This is a genomic window from Bacteroidetes bacterium GWF2_43_63 (assembly GCA_001769275.1).
In the GTDB taxonomy this organism is placed as follows: Bacteria; Bacteroidota; Bacteroidia; order Bacteroidales; family DTU049; genus GWF2-43-63.
The window spans coordinates 89,827-115,042 of sequence record MEOQ01000045.1; the positions used below are offsets into that span (position 1 = coordinate 89,827).

The 25,216-nt window shown below is 44.2% G+C and carries 21 protein-coding genes and 1 tRNA gene; 8 read left to right on the forward strand and 14 right to left on the reverse strand.

The features are described 5' to 3' along the window. Positions 1 to 74 precede the first annotated feature (74 nt). From A2W93_10285 to A2W93_10300, 4 genes are all read right to left on the reverse strand, one after another. The gene (locus A2W93_10285) at positions 75 to 3,077 is read right to left on the reverse strand and encodes a translation initiation factor IF-2 (GenBank protein ID OFY52910.1); all 3,003 of its coding nucleotides are present in this window, start codon (positions 3,075 to 3,077) and stop codon (positions 75 to 77) included. Between the two features lie 111 nt (positions 3,078 to 3,188). Further along, positions 3,189 to 4,424, reverse strand: a complete 1,236-nt coding sequence (locus A2W93_10290; protein OFY52911.1) for a transcription termination/antitermination protein NusA — start codon at positions 4,422 to 4,424, stop codon at positions 3,189 to 3,191. Between the two features lie 19 nt (positions 4,425 to 4,443). Continuing rightward, the gene (locus A2W93_10295) at positions 4,444 to 4,890 is read right to left on the reverse strand and encodes a hypothetical protein (protein OFY52912.1); all 447 of its coding nucleotides are present in this window, start codon (positions 4,888 to 4,890) and stop codon (positions 4,444 to 4,446) included. Between the two features lie 52 nt (positions 4,891 to 4,942). Beyond that, positions 4,943 to 5,013 (reverse strand) — tRNA-Gln (locus A2W93_10300). Positions 5,014 to 5,307: 294 nt separating this feature from the next. On the opposite strand from A2W93_10300, the gene A2W93_10305 reads away from it, so the two are divergent. The 5 genes from A2W93_10305 (at position 5,308) to A2W93_10325 (ending at position 13,934) form a co-directional block, all read left to right on the forward strand. Then, the gene (locus tag A2W93_10305; protein OFY52913.1) at positions 5,308 to 8,466 is read left to right on the forward strand and encodes a hypothetical protein; all 3,159 of its coding nucleotides are present in this window, start codon (positions 5,308 to 5,310) and stop codon (positions 8,464 to 8,466) included. A gap of 2 nt (positions 8,467 to 8,468) precedes the next feature. Next, a complete protein-coding gene (locus A2W93_10310) occupies positions 8,469 to 9,209 on the forward strand; it encodes a hypothetical protein (GenBank protein ID OFY52914.1) in 741 nt (246 codons plus the stop codon). Positions 9,210 to 9,465: 256 nt separating this feature from the next. Continuing rightward, the gene (locus A2W93_10315; protein ID OFY52915.1) at positions 9,466 to 10,413 is read left to right on the forward strand and encodes a deoxyribose-phosphate aldolase; all 948 of its coding nucleotides are present in this window, start codon (positions 9,466 to 9,468) and stop codon (positions 10,411 to 10,413) included. Positions 10,414 to 10,423: 10 nt separating this feature from the next. Then, complete coding sequence (locus A2W93_10320; protein ID OFY52916.1) at positions 10,424 to 12,256, forward strand: hypothetical protein; 1,833 nt, start codon at positions 10,424 to 10,426, stop codon at positions 12,254 to 12,256. A 424-nt stretch (positions 12,257 to 12,680) separates the two neighbouring features. Continuing rightward, positions 12,681 to 13,934, forward strand: a complete 1,254-nt coding sequence (locus tag A2W93_10325) for a hypothetical protein (protein OFY52917.1) — start codon at positions 12,681 to 12,683, stop codon at positions 13,932 to 13,934. A gap of 15 nt (positions 13,935 to 13,949) precedes the next feature. On the opposite strand, the gene A2W93_10330 is transcribed toward A2W93_10325, so the two are convergent. Genes A2W93_10330 through A2W93_10340 form a run of 3 tightly spaced genes read right to left on the reverse strand, consistent with a single transcriptional unit; the run spans position 13,950 to position 16,543 of the window. Further along, on the reverse strand, positions 13,950 to 14,777 hold the full coding sequence (locus A2W93_10330; GenBank protein ID OFY52918.1) for a hypothetical protein: 828 nt from the start codon (positions 14,775 to 14,777) through the stop codon (positions 13,950 to 13,952). Between the two features lie 13 nt (positions 14,778 to 14,790). Further along, complete coding sequence (locus A2W93_10335) at positions 14,791 to 16,146, reverse strand: DNA repair protein RadA (protein ID OFY52919.1); 1,356 nt, start codon at positions 16,144 to 16,146, stop codon at positions 14,791 to 14,793. Position 16,147: 1 nt separating this feature from the next. Beyond that, the gene (locus A2W93_10340; protein ID OFY52920.1) at positions 16,148 to 16,543 is read right to left on the reverse strand and encodes a hypothetical protein; all 396 of its coding nucleotides are present in this window, start codon (positions 16,541 to 16,543) and stop codon (positions 16,148 to 16,150) included. Between the two features lie 423 nt (positions 16,544 to 16,966). Here A2W93_10340 and A2W93_10345 point away from each other — a divergent pair, with 423 nt between their 5' ends. From A2W93_10345 to A2W93_10355, 3 genes are all read left to right on the forward strand, one after another. Further along, positions 16,967 to 17,851: a hypothetical protein gene (locus A2W93_10345; protein OFY52921.1), complete on the forward strand. Its 885-nt coding sequence runs from the start codon at positions 16,967 to 16,969 to the stop codon at positions 17,849 to 17,851. Between the two features lie 58 nt (positions 17,852 to 17,909). Further along, the gene (locus A2W93_10350; protein ID OFY52922.1) at positions 17,910 to 18,392 is read left to right on the forward strand and encodes a hypothetical protein; all 483 of its coding nucleotides are present in this window, start codon (positions 17,910 to 17,912) and stop codon (positions 18,390 to 18,392) included. A gap of 80 nt (positions 18,393 to 18,472) precedes the next feature. Then, positions 18,473 to 19,174, forward strand: coding sequence for a hypothetical protein (locus A2W93_10355; protein ID OFY52923.1), 702 nt, complete (start codon positions 18,473 to 18,475; stop codon positions 19,172 to 19,174). Positions 19,175 to 19,301: 127 nt separating this feature from the next. Here the strand turns inward: A2W93_10355 and A2W93_10360 are convergent, their stop codons facing one another. The 7 genes from A2W93_10360 to A2W93_10390 form a co-directional block, all read right to left on the reverse strand. Continuing rightward, positions 19,302 to 19,985 carry a hypothetical protein gene (locus tag A2W93_10360; GenBank protein OFY52924.1) on the reverse strand — a complete coding sequence of 228 codons (684 nt, stop codon included), beginning with the start codon at positions 19,983 to 19,985 and terminating at the stop codon, positions 19,302 to 19,304. A gap of 109 nt (positions 19,986 to 20,094) precedes the next feature. Continuing rightward, complete coding sequence (locus A2W93_10365; protein ID OFY52925.1) at positions 20,095 to 20,817, reverse strand: hypothetical protein; 723 nt, start codon at positions 20,815 to 20,817, stop codon at positions 20,095 to 20,097. 19 nt (positions 20,818 to 20,836) lie between these two features. Further along, entirely contained in the window at positions 20,837 to 21,469 is a 633-nt protein-coding gene (locus A2W93_10370) for a GTP cyclohydrolase I FolE (protein OFY53002.1), read from the reverse strand. 38 nt (positions 21,470 to 21,507) lie between these two features. Continuing rightward, a complete protein-coding gene (locus A2W93_10375; protein OFY52926.1) occupies positions 21,508 to 21,696 on the reverse strand; it encodes a hypothetical protein in 189 nt (62 codons plus the stop codon). A gap of 1 nt (position 21,697) precedes the next feature. Beyond that, positions 21,698 to 22,711 carry a type I glyceraldehyde-3-phosphate dehydrogenase gene (locus A2W93_10380; GenBank protein ID OFY52927.1) on the reverse strand — a complete coding sequence of 338 codons (1,014 nt, stop codon included), beginning with the start codon at positions 22,709 to 22,711 and terminating at the stop codon, positions 21,698 to 21,700. A gap of 60 nt (positions 22,712 to 22,771) precedes the next feature. Next, on the reverse strand, positions 22,772 to 24,460 hold the full coding sequence (locus A2W93_10385; GenBank protein OFY52928.1) for a hypothetical protein: 1,689 nt from the start codon (positions 24,458 to 24,460) through the stop codon (positions 22,772 to 22,774). Positions 24,461 to 24,607: 147 nt separating this feature from the next. Then, positions 24,608 to 25,105 carry a hypothetical protein gene (locus A2W93_10390; GenBank protein ID OFY52929.1) on the reverse strand — a complete coding sequence of 166 codons (498 nt, stop codon included), beginning with the start codon at positions 25,103 to 25,105 and terminating at the stop codon, positions 24,608 to 24,610. Positions 25,106 to 25,216: the final 111 nt, after the last annotated feature.

Sequence of the window (25,216 nt, forward strand, 5' to 3'; positions counted from 1 at the left end):
TACTGTCACGGATAACATATCCGCGCCAGTATAGGTGTTTACTGGTCACCGCTGATCACTACTGACCACTGAACTTACAGTTTGCGCTGAACTTCAATTTCGGTGAAAGCTTCGATGATATCGCCTTCTTTCAGGTCGTTGAAATTATTGATGCCGATACCGCAATCCTGACCTGTAAGAACTTCTTTCACGTCGTCTTTGAATCGTTTAAGAGAGGATAGGCCTCCGGTATGAACAACAATTCCGTTGCGAATAAGATGAATCTTGCTGTTGCGGTTAATTTTGCCATCGAGCACCATACAACCGGCAATGGTTCCCAGTTTAGTGATCTTGAACACTTCGCGGACTTCGATGCTGGCCACCACTTTTTCTTCGATTTTAGGTTCGAGCATGCCTTCCATAGCTGCTTTCACTTCTTCGATTGCATCGTAGATGACAGAATAGGTGCGGATATCGATTTCCTCACTTTCGGCTAATTTACGGGCAGCAACGCTGGGTCGAACCTGGAAGCCAATGATAATGGCATTCGAGGCAGTTGCAAGCAATACATCGGACTCGGTGATTCCGCCAATGGCTTTGTGAATCACATTGACCTGAACACTGCTGGCGCTGAGCTTGAGCAATGCATCGGATAGTGCTTCAACGGAGCCGTCAACGTCACCTTTGACAATAATATTGAGTTCTTTGAAATCGCCGATTGCAATACGACGGCCGATTTCATCGAGTGTGATATGTTTCTGTGTTCTGAGCGACTGTTCGCGGATGAGTTGCTGGCGTTTGAACGCAAGATCTTTCGCGACTTTTTCATCTTTATAGCAGGTCAGTCTGTCACCGGCCGCTGGAGCGCCATTGAGGCCAAGAATGAGCACCGGAGTGCTGGGGCCAGCTGTCTTTACAGGCTGATTACGTTCGTTGAACATTGCTTTGACACGACCATAATAACTTCCGGCAAGAACAACGTCTCCGCCTTGAAGTGTTCCTGCGTGAACAAGCACTGTTGCCATGTAACCACGGCCTTTATCGAGTGAGGATTCAATGACGGTACCTGTTGCGAGTTTATCAGGATTGGCTTTGAGATCGAGCATGTCGGATTCAAGCAATACTTTTTCAAGCAGAATATCAATATTTACCCCATGCTTTGCATCAATTTCCTGACACTGATATTTGCCACCCCAGTCCTCAACAAGCAGATTCATATTTGCAAGCTGTTCCTTGATTTTTTCAGGATTCGAGCCAGGTTTATCGATTTTACTAATGGCAAAAACCATTGGAACACCGGCAGCACGAGCGTGGTTGATGGCTTCAACGGTTTGAGGCATCACCTGGTCGTCGGCCGCAATTACAATAATTGCAACGTCAGTGATTTTCGCACCACGTGCACGCATGGCAGTAAATGCTTCGTGACCTGGGGTGTCGAGGAATGCGATTTTTCTTCCGCCTTCAAGTGTTACTTCGTAAGCGCCAATGTGCTGGGTAATACCACCCGACTCTCCGGCGATGATGTTACTTTTTCGGATATTGTCGAGCAGCGATGTTTTACCGTGGTCAACGTGTCCCATAACTGTAACGACTGGTGCGCGGGTAACCAGATTGTCAGAGGTGTCGTCGTCGTCATCCTGTGGCATCTGTTCATCTTCGAGCGAAATAAAATTGACATCAAAGCCGAATTCGGAAGCTACAATTGTGATTGCTTCGGCATCGAGACGCTGGTTTAACGAAACGAAAAGACCAAGGCCCATGCAGCTTTGAATGACTTTTACAGCTGGAACATTCATCATTGATGCAAGTTCACTCACTGTAATAAATTCGTTTACTTTCAGAACGCTCTGACCCTTTTCAAGTTCTTCCATTTCTTCCTGACGCTGCAGCTGGAATGCATCGCGTTTCAGGCGGCGGTATTTCGAAGATTTTGATTTGGGAGCACCTTGCAGCTGCGACAGTGTTTCCTTAATGTGCTTCTGGATATCTTCTTCAGAAGGAGCCGGGCGCGCCTCGTTGCGTTTTGGTTTCGGGATCTTGCTTTTATTCTTGTCAGGGCCTTTAATAACATTTGGTGTAGCCGGAGAAACCGCTTCTTTTTTCTGAATACGCGGGCGATGCTTTTTATCGATGCGGGTCGGGCGGTTTTTATCCGGAGTTGATTCTACTTTTGCCGCTGGCTTTTTTTCAAACTGAGTTACATCTATTTTCCCAACTTGTTTTGGTCCTGTGAGAACAACAAATTCTGTTTTGAGATAACGTTCATCATCTGATGGCACAACTTCCGGTGCTTTTTCTTCAACCGGAGGAATTACCTTTGGTTCCGGAATTATTTCAGGTTCTTTTTTAGCAACGGGTATATCTTCTTTAGCCGGTTTCTTTTTGGCAGGCTGTATTCTATCTTCTTTTTTACCCTTTGATTTTTTATCAATATTATCAACCTCAATTTTGCCCACCAATTTAACTCCAGGGAGTTCGACTCTGATTTTGTGTTCTTCTGGAGCTGGCTTTACAACAACTGTTTCGGCAGATTTTTCGGGGATGATTTTCTTTACTTCTTCAACAGGTTTTTCCTCAATTACTACTTCTTCTTTTTTTGCAGTAGTTTTCTTTTTCCCTTTTCCTTTAACGTCTTCAAGATTAATTTTCCCAACCACTTTTGGTTTCATCCGGGGTTCGGGTTCTTCCTCAATAGCTTTTATTTCCTCTGTTACGGGGGAGGCGATTTCCTCTGGCGCAGGAGTTTCTTTTACGGGGATTTCCTTGGCTGGGACTTCTTTGGCTGGGACTTCCTTAGCGGGAGTTTCCTTGACAGGCGTTTCTTTGGCACGTTTTGTTTCTTCAGGAACTACAGCAGTAATTTCTTCAGCAGGGTTTTCTTTCTTTGTTGAAAGCGAAATCTTCATGCTTTCCTGTTTCTCGGATTTATCCACATGAAACTCTTTAAGCAAAGCAGTGTATGCTTCTTCACCGATTTTCGCATTGGCATTGTCAACAGGAAAACCATTCTTATTCAAAAAATCCATGATGGTATGTACCCCAACATTGAATTCTGTTGCGACTTTTGCCAATCTTTTTACTCCCGGGTTATTCTCCATATCTTGTTTTTCGGTTCCTGAAAACGTTGTAAAATTACAAATTTTTATTCACTAGCTTAAATTGCAGGGGTTTGGGAAATTTACAGACGTCCAAAACCACTGCGATTGTTGTTATTCAAATTCACTCTGAAGAATGCGGATAACCTCTTCCACGGTTTCTTCTTCAAGGTCTGTACGTCTGACCAGTTCTTCTTTTGGAAGCTCCAATACGCTTTTGGCAGTATCACATCCGATTTTTTTCAACTCCTCGAGAATCCATGGATCGATTTCATCAGAAAATTCCATCAGATCTACATCATCCTCTTCTGCATCAACATCGCGGAAAACTTCAATTTCATAATCAACGAGTTTTGAAGCCAGTTTGATGTTTTGTCCGCCCTTGCCAATGGCAAGCGAGATCTGGTCTGGTTTAAGGAAAACTTCGATTATTTTTGTTTCTTCGTTTACTTTGAGTGAAGATATTTTTGCGGGACTGAGAGCGCGGCTGACAAAAACGGAAAGGTTGTTGGAAAAATTAATCACATCAATGTTTTCATTGCGGAGCTCGCGTACAATTCCGTGAATACGGGAGCCTTTCATGCCAACACAAGCGCCAACCGGATCAATGCGGTCATCATAGGATTCAACAGCCACTTTGGCTCTTTCGCCAGGTTGACGAACAATCTTACGGATGGTGATCAGTCCATCAAAAATTTCAGGAACTTCCATCTCAAAAAGACGTTCCAGTAAAGCAGGAGATGTGCGTGAGAGGATTACAAAGGGAGTGTTGTTTTTAAATTCAACGCGTTCAACAACTGCACGGATAGATTCGCCTTTTTTATAAAAATCGGATTGAATCATTTCGACGCGTGGAAGCACGAGTTCATAGTCCTCATCATCAAGAACAAGCAGCTCTTTTTTCCACACCTGACTCACTTCGCCTGAAACAATTTCGCCAATGCGATCTTTGTATTTCTGATAAATGTTTTCCTTTTCAAATTCCATGACCTTGGCCTTCAGCATCTGGTGAATGCTCTGGATATCACGACGGTCGAACTGAGTGATTCCAAAAGGTTCTACCACCTGCTCGCCGATTTCGAAGTCGGGTTCTATTTTCACCGCTTCGCTGTAAGCGATTTCCATGTTGGAATTCGTCAAATCTTCGTCAGCAATAATCACACGACTGCGCCAGATTTCAAGGTCTCCGGTTGACGTGTTAACGATCACGTCAAAATTGTCGGCCACTTCGAATTTTTTTGCCAGGATATGTTTGAAAATATCCACCAGAATTTTCATCAGTGTGGGCCTGTCAATGGCTTTTGAGTCTTTAAATTCGCTGAAGGATTCAACCAGATTCATTGTTTCCATAACACAAAGGGTGTTTTTATTATTTAAACGATACAGTTATTTGCGTTTTCAGGCAATCGGCGTAAGCGATTTCCTGATTTTTAATTTCTTTCTTTTTGGGTGGAATTTTCACAGCCAGCGTAAAAGTATTTTCATCAGCGGCGACAATAGTGCCGGCGATTGTAGTCTGGTCTTTCATTGTCACGGATGCGTTGCGGCCGATGTTGTTGATGTATTGACGCGGTAACACGAGCGGCGTGCCTACTCCAAACGAAGACACTTCCAATTCGAAGTCTTCGGTTTCGCGGTCCAGCTGACTTTCAATAAAGCGGCTTACACGTTTACAGTCTTCAATTTTGACACCGGCATCGCCATCCAGTAAAACCAGAATGTGATTGCCCTGCCGGACTTCGACCGTCACCGGAAAAACCTTGTCATCACCGCAGCTTTCGCGGGCAAGATCAAGTATGGTGCTTTCTTTAATCATCTATGTCAGTTAATAATCGAGGGGACAAAATGTCCCCTCGCTCAGTCTCCTGTTGTCCGACCAGGACTCGAACCTGAACCAGCAGAACCAAAATCTGCTGTGCTGCCATTACACCATCGGACAATTTTGAAACAGGGTGCAAAAGTACGAATATTTTCAATATCACATATGTTTTTATTATATGGATAGTGACCGGGGATGTCTAAATAGGCTCGTAAGCGTTTTTTAGTGCGGGTTTTCAGCATGATCGAATAAATATGTTTTGCTGTTAATACACCTTGGCCCGGGTAAGTTTAACAAGTTCACGCATTTTTTATCAGTTTTAATGCGTTGACTTTGTATGTTTTACCTATATTATCCAGTTGATTAAAATAATATTGTAATTTCGCAGTTTATTCACGGAACAACACATTGAATATGCAAAACTTCAAGAGACTGAACACACTGATTGGATGGGCTGTATTTGCTATTGCTGCAGTCGTTTATACTCTAACCGCTGAACCCACGGCCAGCTTCTGGGACTGCGGTGAGTATATTGCCACTTCGTTTAAACTGCAGGTCGGGCACCCACCCGGAGCACCTACTTTCCAGCTGCTGGGGCGCTTCTTCTCCATGTTTGCTTTTGGCGACGTATCTCAGGTGGCGTTCATGATTAACATGATGTCAGTGCTTTCCAGCGCTTTTACCATCCTGTTCCTCTTTTGGACCATCACTCATTTTGCCAAAAAACTTGTTGGTGGCTCAGTCAATACAGCTTCTCAACTCTGGACAATAATCGGAGCCGGCATCGTTGGTGCTTTGGCTTATACTTTCTCCGATTCTTTCTGGTTCTCAGCTGTCGAGGGCGAGGTTTATGCCATGTCGTCCATGTTCACAGCACTTGTGTTTTGGCTTATGCTGAAATGGGAAGAAGACGCTGATGATCCGCGCGCCTTCAGGTGGATAATTCTGATCACTTTTCTCATGGGCCTATCCATCGGTGTTCACCTTCTGAACCTCTTGACCTTGCCGGCGTTGGTCATGATATATTATTACAGACGATATGAAGTGTCGAAAAAAGGGGTTGTGTATGCACTCCTTCTTTCACTTGTTTTACTCGCCATCATGTTCTATGTGCTTATTCCGGGTATGGTTTGGCTTGCCGGTCATTTCGAACTGTTCTTTATCAATAGTATTGGCCTGCCGTTTAATTCAGGAACCTTAATTTTCTTTGCCGTAATCATTGGGCTTATAGTTTGGGGACTCCGCTGGTCGAAACGTAAAGGCAGGGTGGTATTGAATACCATCGTGCTTTCTTTTGCATTTTTAATGATTGGCTATTCCACTTTTTTCCTCCTGATTATCAGATCCAATGCCAATACACCAATCAACGAAAATGCTCCCCGCGATGCCATCAGCTTGCTGTCTTACCTGAACCGCGAACAGTATGGTGAAACCCCGTTGATTACCGGACATTATTTCAATGCACCGCTGAATCAATCGAAAGATTGGAAAGATGCATCGCCTGTGTATGAAAAGGATTTGGAAAAAGGAAAATATATTGTGACCGATGAACGTGCGAATTCACGTCCGACTTACAATAAAAAATACACCACATTCCTGCCCCGTATGTGGAGCAGCCAGGAAAATCATCATATTTCGACCTACCTGGAGTGGGGCGGAATCAGTGAAAAAGAAGTGTATAAAAACGTTCCAACAAGCTCGCGTGGCGACAAAATATACACGCAGGGAACACCCAAAAACCCACCGACTTTTAGTCAGAATATGCGCTTTTTCTTCACCTATCAGGTGGGTCATATGTATTTCCGTTATTTCTTCTGGAATTTTGTTGGCCGTCAGAATGATATGCAGGGCCACGGCTCTCCGACTGAAGGAAACTGGCGTTGCGGTATTCCGGTCATCGACAAGATGCACCTGGGAAATCAGGACATGGTTCCCGAACATATGAGCAAGAATCCGGGAAACAATTCCTTTTATTTCCTTCCGCTCATTCTCGGACTGGTTGGCTTATTCTTCCATTTGAACAAACATTCAAAAGATACGCTGGTTGTTACATTATTGTTCCTCATGACCGGCCTTGCCATTGTGGTTTATCTGAACCAGTATCCATATCAGCCGCGTGAACGAGACTACGCCTATGCCGGCAGCTTCTATGCCTTTGCAATCTGGATCGGACTCGGTGTAGTGGGACTTGTGCAGCTTTTAAAGAAATTATTTAAAGAAAGTATTTTAGCTCCGATAGCCGCAACACTTATTGCTCTCCTGTTGGTTCCCGGCATCATGGCCAGCGAAGGATGGGATGATCATAACCGCAGCGACCGATACACGGCGAGGGATTTTGCCAAAAACTATCTGGCTTCGTGTGCGCCCAATTCCATATTATTTACAAACGGCGATAACGATACTTTCCCGTTGTGGTATGTGCAGGAAGTTGAAGGATACCGCACCGATGTGAGAGTCGTAAATCTTTCGCTGTTCAATACGGATTGGTATGCCGATCAGATGAAACGAAAAGCGTATGATTCTGATCCGGTGCCGATTTCCATGAATCACATTCAGTACCGTCAGGGTACCCGCGACATTGTTTATTTGTTGCAGGATGAGGCAATGGGACATGTAAACATCAAAGAGCTTTTTGATATTATGCATGCAAACCCGGAAAAACTTCAGCAGAAAGTCCGTGAATATACACTTGATTTCTTCCCATCCAGAAAATTCTATCTGCCTGTTGACACAAACAAGGTTGTTCAGAACGGAACAGTACCAGCTGCCTGGAAAGATGATGTAACCGATAGTCTGAACTGGACCATCAACAAAAATGTTATTCAGAAAAACACATTATTCTGCCTCGATATTCTTGCGCATTTCAATTGGGATCGTCCGATCTATTTTGCAATAACAACGGGTGATGATGCCTATATGGGCATGGAAGATTATTTCTCGCTGGAAGGTCTGGTTTACAAACTTGTTCCTGTGAAAACAGTGAATGCCGATGGCAGCACTGGCCGCGTAAACACTGCAGCGATGTATGATAATATGATGAATAAATTTGCCTGGGGCAATCTGACCGGCGAAGGCGTTTATCTCGACGAAACCAACCTGCGCATGTGCATGAATTTCAGAAACAACTTCGCCCGACTGGCCATGGCTTTGCTCGACGAAGGTGAAAAGGCAGACAGCACCTTTGATGCGGATAAAAAGAAAAAAGCAGTAGCTGTTCTGGATCGTTGCATGGAAGTGTTACCGGAATCGGCCGTACCATACAATTACTTTGTACTGCCCGTTGCAGAGGCCTATTATCGCGCCGGAGAAATGGGAAAAGCAAACGCAATTGTTTCGAGACTCATCGATCTTTACGATGCGGAACTGGCTTATTATTTCTCGCTCGACAACCGCCGCGGCGAACTGGTTAATTTCGACAAGCAGCAATCTCTCTATGTTTTGCAGCGCATCATGATATTGACTGAAGGTTTGAAGCAGGATGCCATTTTCAAAAAAGCAGAGCCGGTGTTTGGCAAATATTACAGTTTGTTTACCGGGGCACCCTATAACGCTCCGAAGGCTGTTACGGAATAAACATGTATGTCGTAAGGCCCTACATACTCAAGGATCTCAATACCCGGAATTGCATATGGCGCATTCCGGGTAATGAGAAAATTATTTATCTCACATTCGACGACGGGCCTATTCCCGAATTGACGCCGTTTGTTCTTGAAACGCTCCGTAAGTTTAATGCTAAAGCGACTTTTTTTTGCGTGGGCGATAATGCACGGAAACATCCGCATCTGCTGCGTGAAATAATTGAGCAGGGACATTCGGTTGGAAACCACACCCACAATCATTGCGATGGCTGGAAAAAAAATTCGGACGAATACGAACAGAATATTCAGCGGGGTTTCGACTTCATTCCGGGAAATATGTTCAGGCCTCCTTACGGTCATATCACTCCCTGGCAGATAAACCGGATGAAGGATCAGGTCTATATTGTTTTATGGACAGTTCTGAGCTACGATTTCGACAATAATACCACTCCGGCCCGCTGTCTGCGCAACGTAATGCGATTTACAAAAAGAGGTTCCATTGTGGTTTTTCACGAAAATCTGAAAGCAATTCCACGGTTGAAATACACCTTGCCCAGATATCTTGAACATTACATCAGTCAGGGTTACCGGTTCGAAGCACTTACTGAGCCGGTGTTGCAGAAAGCACTGCACCATAACTGGATTAATGCTTCAGGAAAATTCGTGACCAGAATGATGGGGAGTATTAATATTCCGTTTATTTCTCCGAAGGATTTTGATCGGAAAGTATCTGGATAGGCGCATTGCCATTGCTTTGATGTTATTACGGTAGTTGAAAATATTTCATCTGTTGTTTCATCTTTGGATGTAAGAAAATCGGATGAATGTTTTTTTTGAAAAAATAGTTTACAGCGATTTCAAAAGTCAAATAATAATAGAATTGTCTGAATTGACCGACTGACAATAGTATTCACAACTTATTGACAGCTTGTAAATATTCTTTTTTCGTATCTTTGGAAATTGTTTCTTACAAAGAATCTTAACAATAGTAATCATGGCAGAAACCAGAATGAAAACCATGCCTTTGGTAAAATTTCCCGAGGATGAAATGCTGGAACTTGTAAAAAGTTTCACTCCTTCGAAACTGGCATCGTTTCTCGATGTTACCGACCTGAAGGCCGACACCTTAGGACCTAAAATGGAAAAAATGGCCGAGTGGGCTATTTCGCTCAAGTGTGCTTCGGTGTGCGTTAATCCCGTCGAAGTGGATGTTCTTCCGACTTTGCTGAAAGGATCAGGCGTAAATGAAACTTACGTAATGGACTTTCCACTTGGCAAAATGGAAATCGATGTCAAAGCCTGCATGACGGCTGACACAGTCAAAAAAAGCCGTGAACTGCGCGGCGAAGGAAAAGGTCATATCGATATTGACATCGTAATAAATGTAGGCCGGTTTAAAAAAGACCCTGCATACACACTTGAAGAAATCAACGCGATGTGCGATGCTGCCGATGGTGAACTTGTAAAAGTAATCGTGCGCTCTTCGGAACTCACCGAAACAGAAGTTTATAAAATATCTGAGCTTGTTTTGAAATCGAAAGCTCAGTTTATTAAAAATTCTACCGGCATGGATCCTTATGGCGCCACACCAGAGCACATCAGAATTATGCGCGAAGTAGTCGGTGACAGTTTTGGGGTCAAGGCTGCAGGAGGCATCTCTGACGCAATGACTGCGTTGCGGCTATTGTATGCCGGGGCAAAGAAACCCGAACTGCAAAACCCCAGTCTTTTCCGCATCGGAACCAGCGCTCCGCTGTTCATTTTCTCGTCCATGGGCTATCTCCGCTATTCTTCAGAAGAATGGCTGAAAGCACAGGTGATTCCCTGCACCGTTTGTCCTTATCATATGAAAGACAAGGTCCGCAGAGAGATTCGTGAAGAAAGCAATACGTATTGTCAGGAGTGCCAGTACAAATTTTACCTGAAAAACAAAGATTTTTAAACTACCGAATATGAGCGAATACAATAAAATCAAAGGTGGATACCACGGCAAACTTCTGCGTGTTGACCTGTCATCCCTCTCATATAAAATAGAAGATCTGGATGAAAACCTGCTGCTCGATTATATTGGTGGCAGAGGACTTGGCGTTAAACTTCTCTATGACGAAACTGCCGCCGGAATTGATCCGCTGGGGCCGGAAAACAAACTGTATTTCCTTACCGGGCCTTCGCAGGGAACTAATATTCCAACGCACTCGCGCTTTGAAGTAGTTGCCAAGTCACCCTTAACCGGAACTGCAGCCGGTTCAAGTTCAGGTGGACATTTTGGTTTACAACTCAAAGGTACCGGCTTCGACGTGGTGGCATTTGAAGGAAAAGCCAATAAACCGGTATATGTTTATATTGAAGAGGGAAATGTTACCATCCACGACGCATCGCATTTGTGGGGACAGCTTGTGCCTGCTGTCTGTGATAAATTGATTGAGGAAACCAATGCCAAGGCGGCCATTGCCTGTATTGGCCCGGCTGGTGAAAATCTATCCCCGATTGCTTCAATCATGAATGACAAACATCATTCAGTCGGTCGCTCCGGACTTGGTGCTGTGATGGGCTCAAAAAACCTGAAAGCACTGGTGTGTAAAGGAAGCGTTGAAACACCGATAGGCGATAAGGGAAAATTTGATGCTGCAAACAAGAATTGGAGAAGATTCATTGGCGAGGCTCCTTTGACAAAAGACGTATTGAAAGAATATGGCACGCTTGCTCTTGTTAAAGTCATTAATCATTACGGTGCTTTTCCCACCAATAATTTTCAGGATGGATATTTCGTAGATATTGATTCTATCAGCGGAGAAACTTTCAGAGAATTCAACTTTGTCAAAAGCGAACCCTGTCGCGGCTGTCCCATCAGTTGTGTTCACATGAGCCGCACTCCGTCGCGCGACGGAAAAGGACCGGAATTCGAAACACTTTGGGCATTTGGAGCTCTCTCAGGTATCAAAGACCTCGACGAAATCACCAATGCCAATTACAATTGCAACGATATGGGTATCGACACCATTTCGGCAGGCAGCACCATTGCCTGTGCCATGGAATTGTCGGAAAAAGGATTTCTCGATGAGGAGACAATGAAAATGATCCGCGCTGAGCTGGGTCATGATCTTAAATTTGGCGACACGAAGGCCATTGTTTTATATAGCCGCCTGATTGGCACCATGGAAGGTTTTGGTAAATATCTGGCTATGGGCAGTGCACGTATGGCAGCGCATTTTGGTCATCCGGAACTGGCCATGCATGTGAAAGGGCTTGAATTGCCAGCGTATGATCCGCGCGGATTCCACGGAATGGCCATTTCATTGGCAACGAACAACAGGGGCGGTTGCCACCTCAGAGCCTACATGGTTGGACCCGAAGCACTCGGAACTCCTGTTTTGATTGACCGATTCACTGCAGCCGGAAAACCCGGTCTGACCATTTTATATCAGAATCTCACTGCCACTATCGACTCCATGTGCAATTGCGTATTCACAAATTTTGCACTTAATCCCGATCTGTATGCCGAAATGCTTGCAGGAATTACCGGACGCGAAATCGATGGCAATGAGCTGCTGAAAATGGGTGAACGTATCTGGAACATCGAAAAGATGTACAACGTTCGTGAAGGACTCACCCGGAAAGATGACACCCTCCCCAAACGCTTGCTGGAAGAACCATTCAAGTGCGGACACTCCAAAGGCCATAAAATCGAGCTGGAGCCAATGCTTGATGAATACTATTCGCTGCGCGGCTGGTCGAAAGAGGGAATACCATCCGAATCGAAACTGAAAGAGCTTGGATTGAAGTAAAGCCAAAGCGAATTTTAAGTAGTCTATAGACACCTGATCCGTTACGGATAAAGGTGGTTGATGCGGAGGCAAAAACTACATTCCACCTTCCACCGTTCCGGCCTGTTTAGAAAAGTGGATGTCTCAAAACGACGTCTTCTTCAGAAACAATATTCCATCGTCCGAAAGCGACACAGAAGCGAAAGGATATGGAATCGTTGTTTCTGAAGCTGTTACGACGATTCCATATTCCGGTCGGAATAATTTCAACGACAACAAAACCGACCGGAACGATAGAATATCGTAACTATTTTCAATTTTGAGACATCCTCTTCTTCTGATACAGCAGTATGATTGCTCTATTGATTGGTGTTTTTCACTTCTTGCTATAATTATGCAATATTTCTACCCGGAATCAAGTTATATTTGCATTAATTTAACGGGCATGAAAAACACTTGTTTATTTATTCTGGTCATGATGGTCTCTGTTTTCCTCATGGGTCAAAGTCCATCTCTAAACAAAGCCACTGCAGGTTCTGACAAGATCAGGGTGTATTTTGACTGTGCTTATTGTGACATGAATTTTATAAAGGAAGAAATTGGATTTGTCAATAATGTCCGTGACCGCTCCGAGGCCCAGGTTCAGATTATTATGACCTCTGAGATGAATGGATCGGGCGGTGCCAGATACAGCGTTATGTTTTATGGGTTGAAAAATTTTGAAGGCATCGACGATACCCTTGCTTTCTCTGTTCCGTCCGATGCAACCGAAGAAATGATCCGTGACAAATACATTGCAACATTCAAGTTGGGATTAATGCAATACGTTATTAAAACCGATGCTGCCAGTTTTCTTTCAATTCAGTACAACGCGCCCGATACCACGGCTCCGCCTATAGATAAATGGAACAACTGGGTGGCCAGTGTGAGCGGGAGCTTTTATCTGAACGGACAGAAGAGCTATAAATCGCTGTCGAACTACAATTCCTTTAATATATACAAGGTATTGCCTGAATGGAAAACATCTTTTTCTTTTGGAAACAGCTACAGCGAATCAAGCTATTCGTACGAAGAAATCGACTATTACTACAAATCAATTAACCGAAGTATTTATAGTTCGGCCGATTATATAGGATCTATCTCAAATCACTGGTCTTGGGGATTGTTCGGCGCAGCCAATTCATCGACCTACAGCAACATTAACTTTTCTGCAACGCTGACGCCAGGAATTGAATACGATATTTTTCCATATAAAGAGGCCACAACCCGCCAGGTGCGCTGTGTTTATACAATAGGACCAAAATATAACATTTACAACGACACTACCATTTTCGACAAAACCAGGGAGCTGCTGTTTGCGCAAACACTGGGCGTGGCGGCCGAAGTGGTGCAGAAATGGGGAAGCCTGAGCGGATCGGTTACCGGAAACACCTATATGCATGATCTGAGTAAAAACAGTGTCGATGTATATCTCAACACCTCCTTCCGCTTGTTCAAAGGCCTGGAACTATCTGTCTATGCCTATTACAGCATGATTCACGATCAGCTTGGATTGCCAAAGGGCGATGTGTCGCAGGAAGAACTGTTGCTTCAGCAAAGGCAGATGCAAACACAATATTCGTATTACGTGAGTCTGGGTTTGAGCTACACCTTTGGCTCCATTTACAATACCGTGGTGAACCCACGTTTTGGAAATTAATTATAAGCATTACCTTTATCTGATTGAGGTTGGTACTCCCTCAAATCCCTTAATGCTTTTCACAACCGTGGCGGCTTCATTGCAATAATCGTGTTCGAAAATTAAACCGATGTTTTCTTCTATGGCTTTTTGCAGAAATATTTCTTTTTCTTCGAGCGCCAGAATCGGCATTACATCTACCGATGCAACCCATACAGGTGAAATGTGCGAAATGGAAGGAATGAAATCGGAGGCGTAGAGCCATTTTCGTGAAGGGGTGTGTAAAAGCGGCAACATTTGTCCGGCGGTGTGACCGTCGCGCAGCAGCACCGAAATGCCGGGAATAATTTCTTCTTCTTTTTCAACAAAACACATCAGCTCGTTTTCGTGCAGCGGCAGAATGTTTTCGGCAAAATAGGCGGCAGCTTCGCGTTTATTGGGATTCATGGCCGATTCCCATTGCTTTTTGCTTACCCAGTGTTTTGCATTCGGACACACGATTTCTGATTCACCGCTCTGAGCGCGGATTACAGCACCACCGCAATGATCGTCGTGCAAGTGCGTAAAAATGACATCGGTTACTGAATCGGTCTTGTATCCTGCGTTTTGGATAGCATGTGCAAGCGAAGTGCGTTCAGAAATATATTTATACTGATAATATTTTTCATCTCTTTTATTTCCGAATCCGGTTTCGATCAGAACAAGCCGGTTCGAAGTCTCTACAAGCAGACAACGATTGGTAAGCGGAATGAGGTTGTCTTCGCCAACATCATAAAAGCGGCTCCAGATCGAGCGGGGGATTACACCGAAAGCAACGCCGGCATCTATTTTCCAGGCTTCGGTAATTATTTGAATAATTTTCATGTTGCAAAATTAATCAACTGAAAATAATTTTCCATACATCCTGAAGTCTTGATACCGGATTTATTTTTATCGAAAAATCTTTTTTGGGAAGAGCCTTATTGTTGGAAGCAGCAATGATTATATTTTTAAAACCAAGTTTGTCGGCTTCGGAAATGCGTTGTTCAATGCGGCTAACAGGTCTTATTTCGCCTGAAAGACCCACTTCGGCTGCAAAGCAGATTTTGCTGTCTATAATCATGTCGTGATACGAGGAGGCGAGGGCACTCACAACCGCAAGATCGACCGCTGGATCGTCAACACGGATGCCTCCGGTTACGTTGAGAAAAACATCATTCACACCCATGCGGAGGCCGCTGCGTTTTTCGAGAACGGCCAGCAGCATGCCCATGCGGCGCTGATCGAAACCATTGGCGCTGCGTTGCGGATTTCCGTAGGGGCTCGGGCTCACCAATGCCTGTATTTCGAGCAACAATGGACGAACACCCTCCATGGTTGTTGCAATGGCTGTTCCCGGTAAATCTATGGCGCGGTCTGAAAGAAAAACCTCCGAAGGATTGGATACTTCGCGGAGGCCACTGGCGGTCATTTCAAAAATACCAAGCTCAGAGGCAGATCCGAAGCGGTTTTTCAGCGTTCGAAGAATTCTGTATCCATGATGCCGGTCGCCTTCGAACTGCAGAACAGTATCGACGATATGTTCCAATACTTTGGGACCTGCAATGCTTCCGTCTTTGGTGATGTGTCCGATAATGAAAACCGGCACCCCGCTTTTTTTGGAATATTGCTGCAACTCTGCCGCGCATTCGCGAACCTGGCTGATGGTGCCGGACGATGATTCGATGCGGGCAGTATGCATGGTCTGGATTGAATCAATTACCAAACAGTCGGGCTGCATTTTTTCGCAGGCACCAATTATGCTCTGAACATCTGTTTCGGAGAGAAGATAGGTGCTGTCGTTTTTAACGCCAAGTCTTTCAGCGCGCATTTTGATCTGGTACAGACTTTCTTCACCGGAAACATACAGGGTTTTAATACTGGGATGCGTAATGGCCACCTGCAGCATCAGTGTAGATTTGCCGATGCCCGGCTCGCCACCAATAAGTATGACAGAGCCTTCAACCACGCCGCCACCCAGCACCCGATCGAGTTCGGCGTTATTAAGCGATTGACGTTTTCCGGATGAGTACTCTATTTCAGACAGCCTTTTTGGATCCTCCGATTTTGCAAAACCAACAGTTTTTGCAGGCTGAGCTGCAATAACTTCTTCAACCAGCGTGTTCCATTCGCCGCATCCGGGACATTTTCCGTTCCATTTGGGATATTGAGAACCGCAACTTTGACAAACAAATGCGGTTTTGGTTTTTGCCATTTTATTCTTTGATGAACTCTCTGTAAATAAACTCTCCGTCGGTGCGATTCAGAATGACCATCATTTCCTTATTGACAGTTAGTACTTCCCAGTCACCATTGTAAATCGGGTAGGTGCTTTGTTGCATGGTGATAATTGTTTTGGATGCACCGGCCTTTACCGAGTATTCTGCAGTGGCTATCGTGTCAAGTGTTGTTCCGCCAGTCGGACGGATAGTCATGTAAACCATTTCGCCCTGGAACTCCCACAATTCGAACCACGAGATTGTGGAATCCTGATCTACGCGGATTAGTCTCCATGTTTCGTCAATTTTGTCCTTTTTCATTTTTGTGCAGGAGCTGAAAGCGATGCCGGCAATAATCAAGGCAAATACTACGAAACTGTTAAGGTATTTCATTGAGTAAATGGTTTAATGTGCAAACATACAAAAATAATTAATTTCGGGAAATCAAAAATTGTTTGTTGCTTGCCAGTCTCCGGAGCCTCGCTGCCTCCTTCGATACTTTTCTTCGCTCCGCTTCGAAAAACTCATGATGACAGCGGGGCTCAGCGTGACAAGGGCGGGGCTCAGCGTGACAGCGTCGGGGCTTAGAAAACAGCGGCCTTGCTCATCACGTCAAACGTTACCACTTCTAAAATCAAAAATCTCACATCAAAAATCAAAAATCTTTTATCTTATATCATTCAGTGTTCTTTCTTTACTTCACACTTCTTCCTTCCTTGTTCCTTGTTCGATGTTCTTACATCACTTCTTCACTTCTCACTTCCTTGTTCCTTGTTCGATGTTCTTATGTATCTTTGCGCCGCATTAAAAAGCAATATGAAATTTTCTCTGCGGTCTTATCTGGAATTGCATTTCGTTGTGCTGCTGCTCGGATTCACAGGGATTCTGGGGAAGCTTATTTCATTGCCTGCACCGCATCTGGTTGTTTTCAGGGTTTTTATTGCCTTTGTTACGCTGTTTTTGTTTCTGAAAATCCGGAAGCAAAATCTTGTTTTGACCCGAAAACAAATATTTTCAGCAATTTCAATCGGACTGGTTGTGGCTGCACACTGGACAACTTTTTTCTACGCCATTAAACTTTCAAATGTCTCTGTAGCACTAGGATTGCTGGGTGTGGGATCGCTGTTTACCGCGTTGCTTGAACCGCTCATTTTGCGGCAACGATTTTCGTGGTTTGATATTGTTACTGGGATTTTTATCATTGTCGGCATTTATATCATTTTCCGTTTCGAGAGCCGCTATGTCGAAGGCATTATTTCCGCCATTGTCTGTTACTTTTTATCTTCTTTATTCAGTGTTCTCAACAAAAAGCAGCAGGAAAAAGTTCACCCTTCTGTTTTGAGCATGTACGAAATGCTGTTTGCGTTTATTTTTGCGCTGGGGGCACTTCCTTTTCTGATGCCTGAAGCGTTCAGCAATTTCTGGCCTGGCACTTCCGACCTGTTTTATCTTATTTTGCTGGGAAGTATCTGCTCGGCATATGCATTTACAGCTGCAATAAGATTCATGAAAGAAATGAGTGCGTTTTTTGTTGTGCTGCATATCAACCTTGAACCGGTCTATGCCATTATTCTGGCCTATCTGATTTTTGGTGAATCCGAACACATGTCTGTTGGCTTTTATGCTGGAGCTTCGATTATTTTTGCGGCAGTTTTTATTTATCCGTTTCTGAAAAAGCAGAAGAATATAAATCAATCATAAAATTTATTCAGGGCATTAAACATGCACCCGTTTTTAATATCTTAGTAAAAAATTATTTATGAAAACACTTACCCGCCTTTCAGCTTTGATGCTTTTTCTGATTGTTCCCGTGCTTTCATTTGCCCAGACCTGGGTAGAATATGAGTGGGAGGAATACAGTACTGAATTTAAAATTCCTTCAGATTTTGAAGTTACTGAGTCTTCTTCGGAAAAATTCAGCGCAACCAATGGAGCTATTCTGATGAGCATTTATCCACGGACCGACGAAAGTTTGACATGGGAAGAAATGGAAAATTCGTTAAGGACCTGGACAACAGAAAACGAAGTTCTTGTAAGCGGAGATATTGTTGAACTCGACGAAGAAAAAATGAACGGGTATTGGGGCGTATTGCTCGAAGGAACAAAGAATGACTACAATGTCGGCACAATGCTTATTGTCGATCCCGACTTTACCGATATCAGCCTTTATATCTGGGTTGCCTACGATGCCGATCAGGTCGATACCGTACTCGAAATGCTGATGTCGTTTACTCCGATGTGATTCGACAAAAATATTTTTTGAGAAATATACAATTCCGGTCCCGGTTTTCGTTTACCTTTATAACACAAATCTCATTAATTATGCCGAGCCCGAAATTTCTCATTCCGGTGATTTCTTTTGTTTTATTGTTTTTTTTCATGGATGCCAGGGCGCAGGAACTTGTTCCTACCGATGAAATGGCGCTGATCATTGTTGTGGTTCACCAGGAAGGGAAGCCCAATGCGGTTGGCGAAACTGTTACTTTTAAAAGCAAAAAAACGGGGAAATCATTTAGAGTTGTTACCGGTGCAGATGCCCAGGCCAAATTACTTTTGCCTGAAGGCGACGAATATGAAATGTCGTACAAGGATTTTTTTACCGAAAAAGATTACAGTGTGATGGAAGTTCCTTCGGAACCCGGCATTGCTACTTATGAAGTCGAAGTAATTTATGAGCCGGCCAAAATGTTTAAGCTCGAAAATGTCTATTTCGATTTTGGTAAAGCCACATTACGACCCGAATCTTTTCCTTCACTCGATGAACTTGCAGAACTGCTTAAGCTGAAACCAGCCATGGTTATTGAAATTGCCGGCCATACCGACGATGTGGGCGAGGATGCTTCAAATCTTACGTTGTCGCAACAACGATCAGAATCAGTCCGGAATTATCTGATCAGAAAAGGAATTGCCGCCAACCGGATTGTGGCCAAAGGCTATGGTGAAACAATGCCCGTAACTACCGGCACCAGCGACGAAGCGCGTCAGAAAAACCGCCGCACCGAAGTGAAAATACTTTCGCAGTAGCGAAAGATTTACGAGATGAGATTTGAGATATTAGATTTTTGAAGGATAGTGGTTGAAATTAGATTTTGAAACCAGATCCCAAATCAGATCTCAGATCTTAAATCAAAAATCTTATATCTTATATCACTCAGTTCCACACAAACAGCCACTTCACGCCTTTGTACAAACCAATAAAAATGTATCCGAGTACACCGGGTTGGGTGCGTTCCTGAATGGAGACATTGATGAGCGAGTAGTCGACCTGCTGATTGATATTTCTGAGCTGCACCTCGAGCAGATCGATTTCCTTATTCAGGCGCTCCAGCTCTTTTTCCACTTCCAGCGCGGCTTTCACGTCTTCGGCTTTAGCAAGAAGTTCCAGATATCGCTGTCGGGCTTTGTTTGCGTTGTCGAGCCGCACCGTCAGGTTGTTGTATTCCATGGTGATGTCTTCGCCGCTGATGTTTTTGTAAGTGACTTTTCCGAGTGTTTCAATTTCTTTCAGCGCGCTGTTCAGGTGTTCTGATTTCACCCGCACCGAAGTATAATTATTCGAGACAGAAACGGCATAGCCATCATATTTTTTTGCAATGGCAACAACGCTGGCGCTCGCCGAATCCGGATTTTTCACAGTGATACCAACACCTGCATTGTAAATGATCATCTGATCTTCGTTGAAGCCGGCCAGTTGATCTGATTCTTTTGTTGATTCACTGGATTTATAACCACCATCAAATCTGTAATTCACCGATTCGGAGCGGTAGGCGCGTGTTGGCGCTGCACAAGAGGCAAGCATCAGAACAGCCAGAATAAAAAGTGCTGTGTTTTTCATGGTTTGAATTTTAGTTCAAGATACGTAAAAATCAGAAATCCACAAAAAAGGTGTGCACAAAAAAACACCTGAATGGATGATCAGGTGTTTTCGGAAAAGGGATAATAAATTATTCGTTTCTTCCAAAGAGACGCAGAAGCATCAGGAAGAGGTTGATGAAGTCGAGATACAGACTGAGAGCGCTGAACACAGCCATTTTTCGACCGGCCTCGGGATTGGCCATGGCATATTCCGCGTTCTTTTTGATGCGTTGCATGTCATAGGCAATCAGACCTGTGAAAACGAGTACACCTACAATGGTGATGATGAAATCCATGGTGTCGTTTCGCATGAACATATTCACTACGCTGCCAATGATAATGGCTGTCAGTGCAATCATCAGAATGTTGCCGAATTTTGTCAAATCCATTTTTGTGGTATAACCGGCAATGGCCATGATGGCAAACATACCTGAGGTGACAACGAATGCCAGCCCAATGGTTCCGAGTTGGAATGCAAGAAAAATAAAGCCAAGACTGGCTCCCATCAAAGCTGAATACAAAATAAAAATTGCAGACATGGCTGTTGCTGAAAGCTTGTTGTATCCAAACGACATCAGAAGAACAAGGCCTAATGGTGCAAGCATAACTATCCAGCCAAGAATGGTCATTCCTGATTCGCTATACAAAAGACGAATCAGAGATTCCTGCGAGCCGAACAGAAATGAAACCACGGCTGTAATGAGCAGCGCTGCAAACATCCAGGAGAAAACTTTAGCAATAAAGCTGTTTTTGACACCTGCCTGTTCTTTGGTGAAAACATGCGGATCTGAATAATTGGTGTTGTTTTCCATATTTGTTTTTGTTGATTTTTTAATGAAGTTTTGTACTTATCAGCGTCATGAATTCCGCGCGGGTTTTATCGTTGCGGAATACGCCGGTAAAATCGGAAGTAGTGGTTATGCTGTTCTGTTTTTGAATTCCACGCATCATCATGCAGAGGTGATGAGCTTCAATAACAACGGCCACTCCAAGTGGTTTCAACACGTCCTGCAAACAGTCTTTTATTTGTGTTGTCAATCGTTCCTGTATCTGCAGTCGTCTCGAAAATGCGTCAACAATGCGGGGAATTTTACTTAATCCAACAATATAACCATTGGGAATATAGGCCACATGTGCTTTTCCAAAAAACGGGAGCATGTGGTGTTCGCACATGGAATACACTTCGATGTCTTTTACAATCACCATTTCGCGGTAGTCTTCGCGAAACATGGCTGACCGCAGGATCTGTTCAGGATTTGCATGATATCCATGCGTGAGAAATTGCATGGATTTGGCAACGCGTTCGGGCGTTTTCAGCAATCCTTCACGTTCCGGATCTTCGCCCAGATGTTTTAGGATTTCGGAATAGTGAACTTTCAGTTTGTTCAGCGTTTCTTCGTCGTAATGATCGATGCGGTAGTAACTATCGTCAGGGTAATTATCCATCAGATTTTCTTGTTTCATTACAGGGCTCATGGTTCTGTTTTTTTACCTGAAAATTATTAAGAATTATCACAGGTTTTTCCATGACCGCCACAGCTGCAACCAATAGACTCACCTGTTTTCGGGTCCTTGGTTGAGCATTGCTTTTTGAACTCACCGCCTTTTATTAAAAACATCTTTATGGCGATGCCGGCAACAGCCAGTCCCACAAGAGCAACGCAGATTAATATAACCACAAGTAGGTTCATGTTAATCGAGTTTGCTGAGTTTCACTGCAAGGTCGGCCAATCGCTGCGAGTAGCCATATTCATTGTCGTACCATGAAACAATTTTCACCATGTTTCCGCTAATGACCTGCGTAAGCAGTGAATCGAAAATAGATGAATGCGGGTTGTCAATGATATCGACACTAACGAGTGGATCTGTGGTGTATTCGAGAACACCCTTCATTGGGCCGTCAGCAGCGGCTTTCATGGCAGTATTGATTTCCTGGGCAGTGACAGTTTTTTTCAAAATAACCGTAAGGTCAACTACAGAGCCATCCGGAGTGGGAACGCGCATCGACAATCCGTCGAGTTTGCCGGTGAGTTCAGGAATCACAAGGCCTATTGCTTTTGCAGCACCGGTGCTGGTTGGGATGATTGAAACTGCTGCAGCCCGCGCACGGCGCAGATCTTTGTGCGGTGCGTCGAGAATAATCTGATCGTTGGTATAGGAATGAATCGTGTTCATCAATCCGTGTTCGATGCCGAAAGTGTCGTTCAAGACTTTAGCAACAGGAGCGAGACAGTTGGTTGTGCAGCTGGCATTGCTAACAAGGACATGTTCTTTGTTCAGCAGATTGTCATTAACTCCGATTACAACGGTAAGGTCAACGTCATCGCTTTTGTCGGCAGGAACACTCAGTGCCACGCGACGCGCACCGGCAGCCAGATGTTTCTGCAGATCAGCTCTGCTGCGGAAACGGCCGGTACATTCAACCACGATATCCACACCAAGTTCTTTCCATGGAAGATTGGCAGGTTCCTTCTCGGCATAGATGATGTATTTTTTTTCATTGACAGTGATGCTGTTTTCGTCAGCTATAACTGTTCCGTCAAAACGGCCGTGAACGGAGTCGTATTTGAGAAGGTGAGCGAGCGTTTTTGCATTAGTGAGGTCGTTTATGGCCACAACTTCCACATCGTTGTTTTTCAATAAAGCCTGAAAGGTAAGGCGTCCGATTCGGCCAAAACCATTTATTGCTATTTTCTTTTTCATGATAATGTTGATTTGTACTGCAAAAGTACAAAATTACTGCATTCATGAAATTTGCCGGAATTGTTAGTAGATAACAGTAATGCCGCCATCCCTTACATGAACAATTCCGCTCGGATCTCTGAATTGAAGCCGGAAAGCATAAACTGCATCAGGGACTACTTTACCATTGACATATCCATCCCATTCGAATGAAGGAACCGATGAATAAAACACCAGATTGCCCGTTCGGTCATAGATGCGGATAAAAAAGTCCTCAATCGGAAGATTAAGCCCGCTGAGATGGAAACGATCGTTAATACCGTCGCCGTTTGGAGAGATGGCGTTGGGAAAATACAGGGTGTAATCTGGTTTGATGGTGATTGTTTGCGTGATAGAATCTTTGCATCCGTCAGCATTTTCAACATAAAGCGTGACTGGAAATTCGCCCCAGGTATCCAAAGGATAAGTATGGGTGAATTCGGGGACTGAGTAAGTTGTGCCATCACTCATAATCCAGTTCCAAAGTACCGGCCCACCCTGCGAATTGTCGAAAAACTGAATAACCGGATTAAATGACGATGCATAGGGCGGCTGAGAGAAAAATGAAGCCACTGGACTGGGAATTACGGTCAGCTGAACGGTTGCTGTAGCAAAACATCCACTGGCGTTGGAGCCGGTGACTGAATAAGTAGTAGTAGTAGCAGGTGTTACCTGAAGCTGATCGTTCACTCCGCCCGGAGTTTGATCGAGTGTTGCATCGACCGGGTTGCTTTGCCAAAGGAACGCATCGGCTCCGTTTGCTGAAATCTGCGATGTTACTCCGGTGCACATTCTATCGGGTAGGGCTGTAGCTGATACAACAGGTTGTATGTTTACAAAAACGGTCACCGTGTCGCTGTCGGCACACTCTCCTAAGCCAGCTACAACGATATAGGTTGAATCCTGGGGTGGGGAAACAGTAATGCTTGCTTGGGTTGCTCCTGTATTCCAGATAACCGGGGCCGTTGTGACAGCGGTAAGTGTTGCATTCTGTCCTTCGCAAATGGTCTTGTCGGGCCCCGCATCAACATTGGCGATGCCCACAGTAACGGCAACGTTATTGGTTGCTGTATGATTGCAGTAGTCTGTAACGGTGACAACATACGTTGTTGTGGTAATTGGTGCAACCAGATGGTTTGTTACAGCAGGAAGTCCATTGCTCCAGCTATAGGTATAGGGTGGAACACCCATGCTGCCGAGTGCCCAAACAGCAACCGTATCGGCACATATCGAAGTGTCTGGCGCAATAAGCACGTTCATCTGGTCATAGTCCAGAATCATGATTTCAACAGTGTCGGATACTGTGTTGCAACTGATTTGATTTTGCAGAACCAGAATAATTGTTTCAAGACCTTCAACCAGTGTGTCCATGGTTGGACTGATGGTCAGGCAAACCGAGTCGGTGCCCGCAGGAATTGTGAGAGAAGCTGGAATGGTAGCATAATCAACACCATTGGTTGCGGTGCCAAGAATTGTATAATTGACCGTAAAATTCGTAGCCGGGGTGCTTGATAATGAAAAACAGGTTGTCACATCGTTGCAGCCAGCCTCCATGGCGAAGCTTCCGATAGTAGCATCATTTACATAGGTTGAAGCTACATTCAGTGTTGGGCTGGAGAAGCTGTTGGCTTCGAGAAAAACGCCGGAGTCCAAGTTATAATCAGCGACATCCCCGACAGCCAGTTTGATGTGGTATTGAACACAGGGAGTAACCAAAGCCCATGCGGTCAGCACGGTTGTAAAGCCGTCGAAAACAATTGTAGTTCCTCCCAGCCCTTCGTTATTTACGAAATACTGGCTGTAGGAGGTGTTGTTGACATTGTTAATTGTTACTGGCAGAGTCGTGTTGGGAATTTGCGCAATATTACGGCTGCTATAGCTTCATCCTGCCGGGTTTGGACCTGAAATAAAGAACCCAAACACATCGTTATAGTTTGTGCCAACCCATTCCAGATATTCCTCAGAACCAAATACATAACGAAATTTTATTGTGTCTGAAACCGGGATGAAGTCAAATTCAATTTTGGCGACATCGCTGATATTTGACGAAACCAGATTTTGCAGATTTGCATCTGTTCCACCATTGGTGATTTCGTCATTAAAATTAACAGCAGGACTACCAATAGGAAATGAGGTAGTGACAGGTATAACAAATCCAGTGCTCATCACAACTCCTGAAGTCAGTCCCAAATTGGTATTGGTTGCGCCAGTTGTAAATTTTGCTATTGATGTTGCAGCGCCGGTATACACAGCATTGCTGTAAGTAATACCAGAGCCAACAAGAAAATCAACATATTGTGAGGCCGTGAGGTTGGAAGTCACAGTGAGCTGCCCGTATCCTTTGATTCCGGATAGCAAGATTATCAGTGCAAAAAACATCCGGGATAGGAGTGTTTTCATTTTTGTTTATTTTAAAATTGTCAATGTTCCGTGATATTCTTTTGCCGGATGATGAACGCCGGCCATCTTTTTCAAAACGTAGAAGTGGGT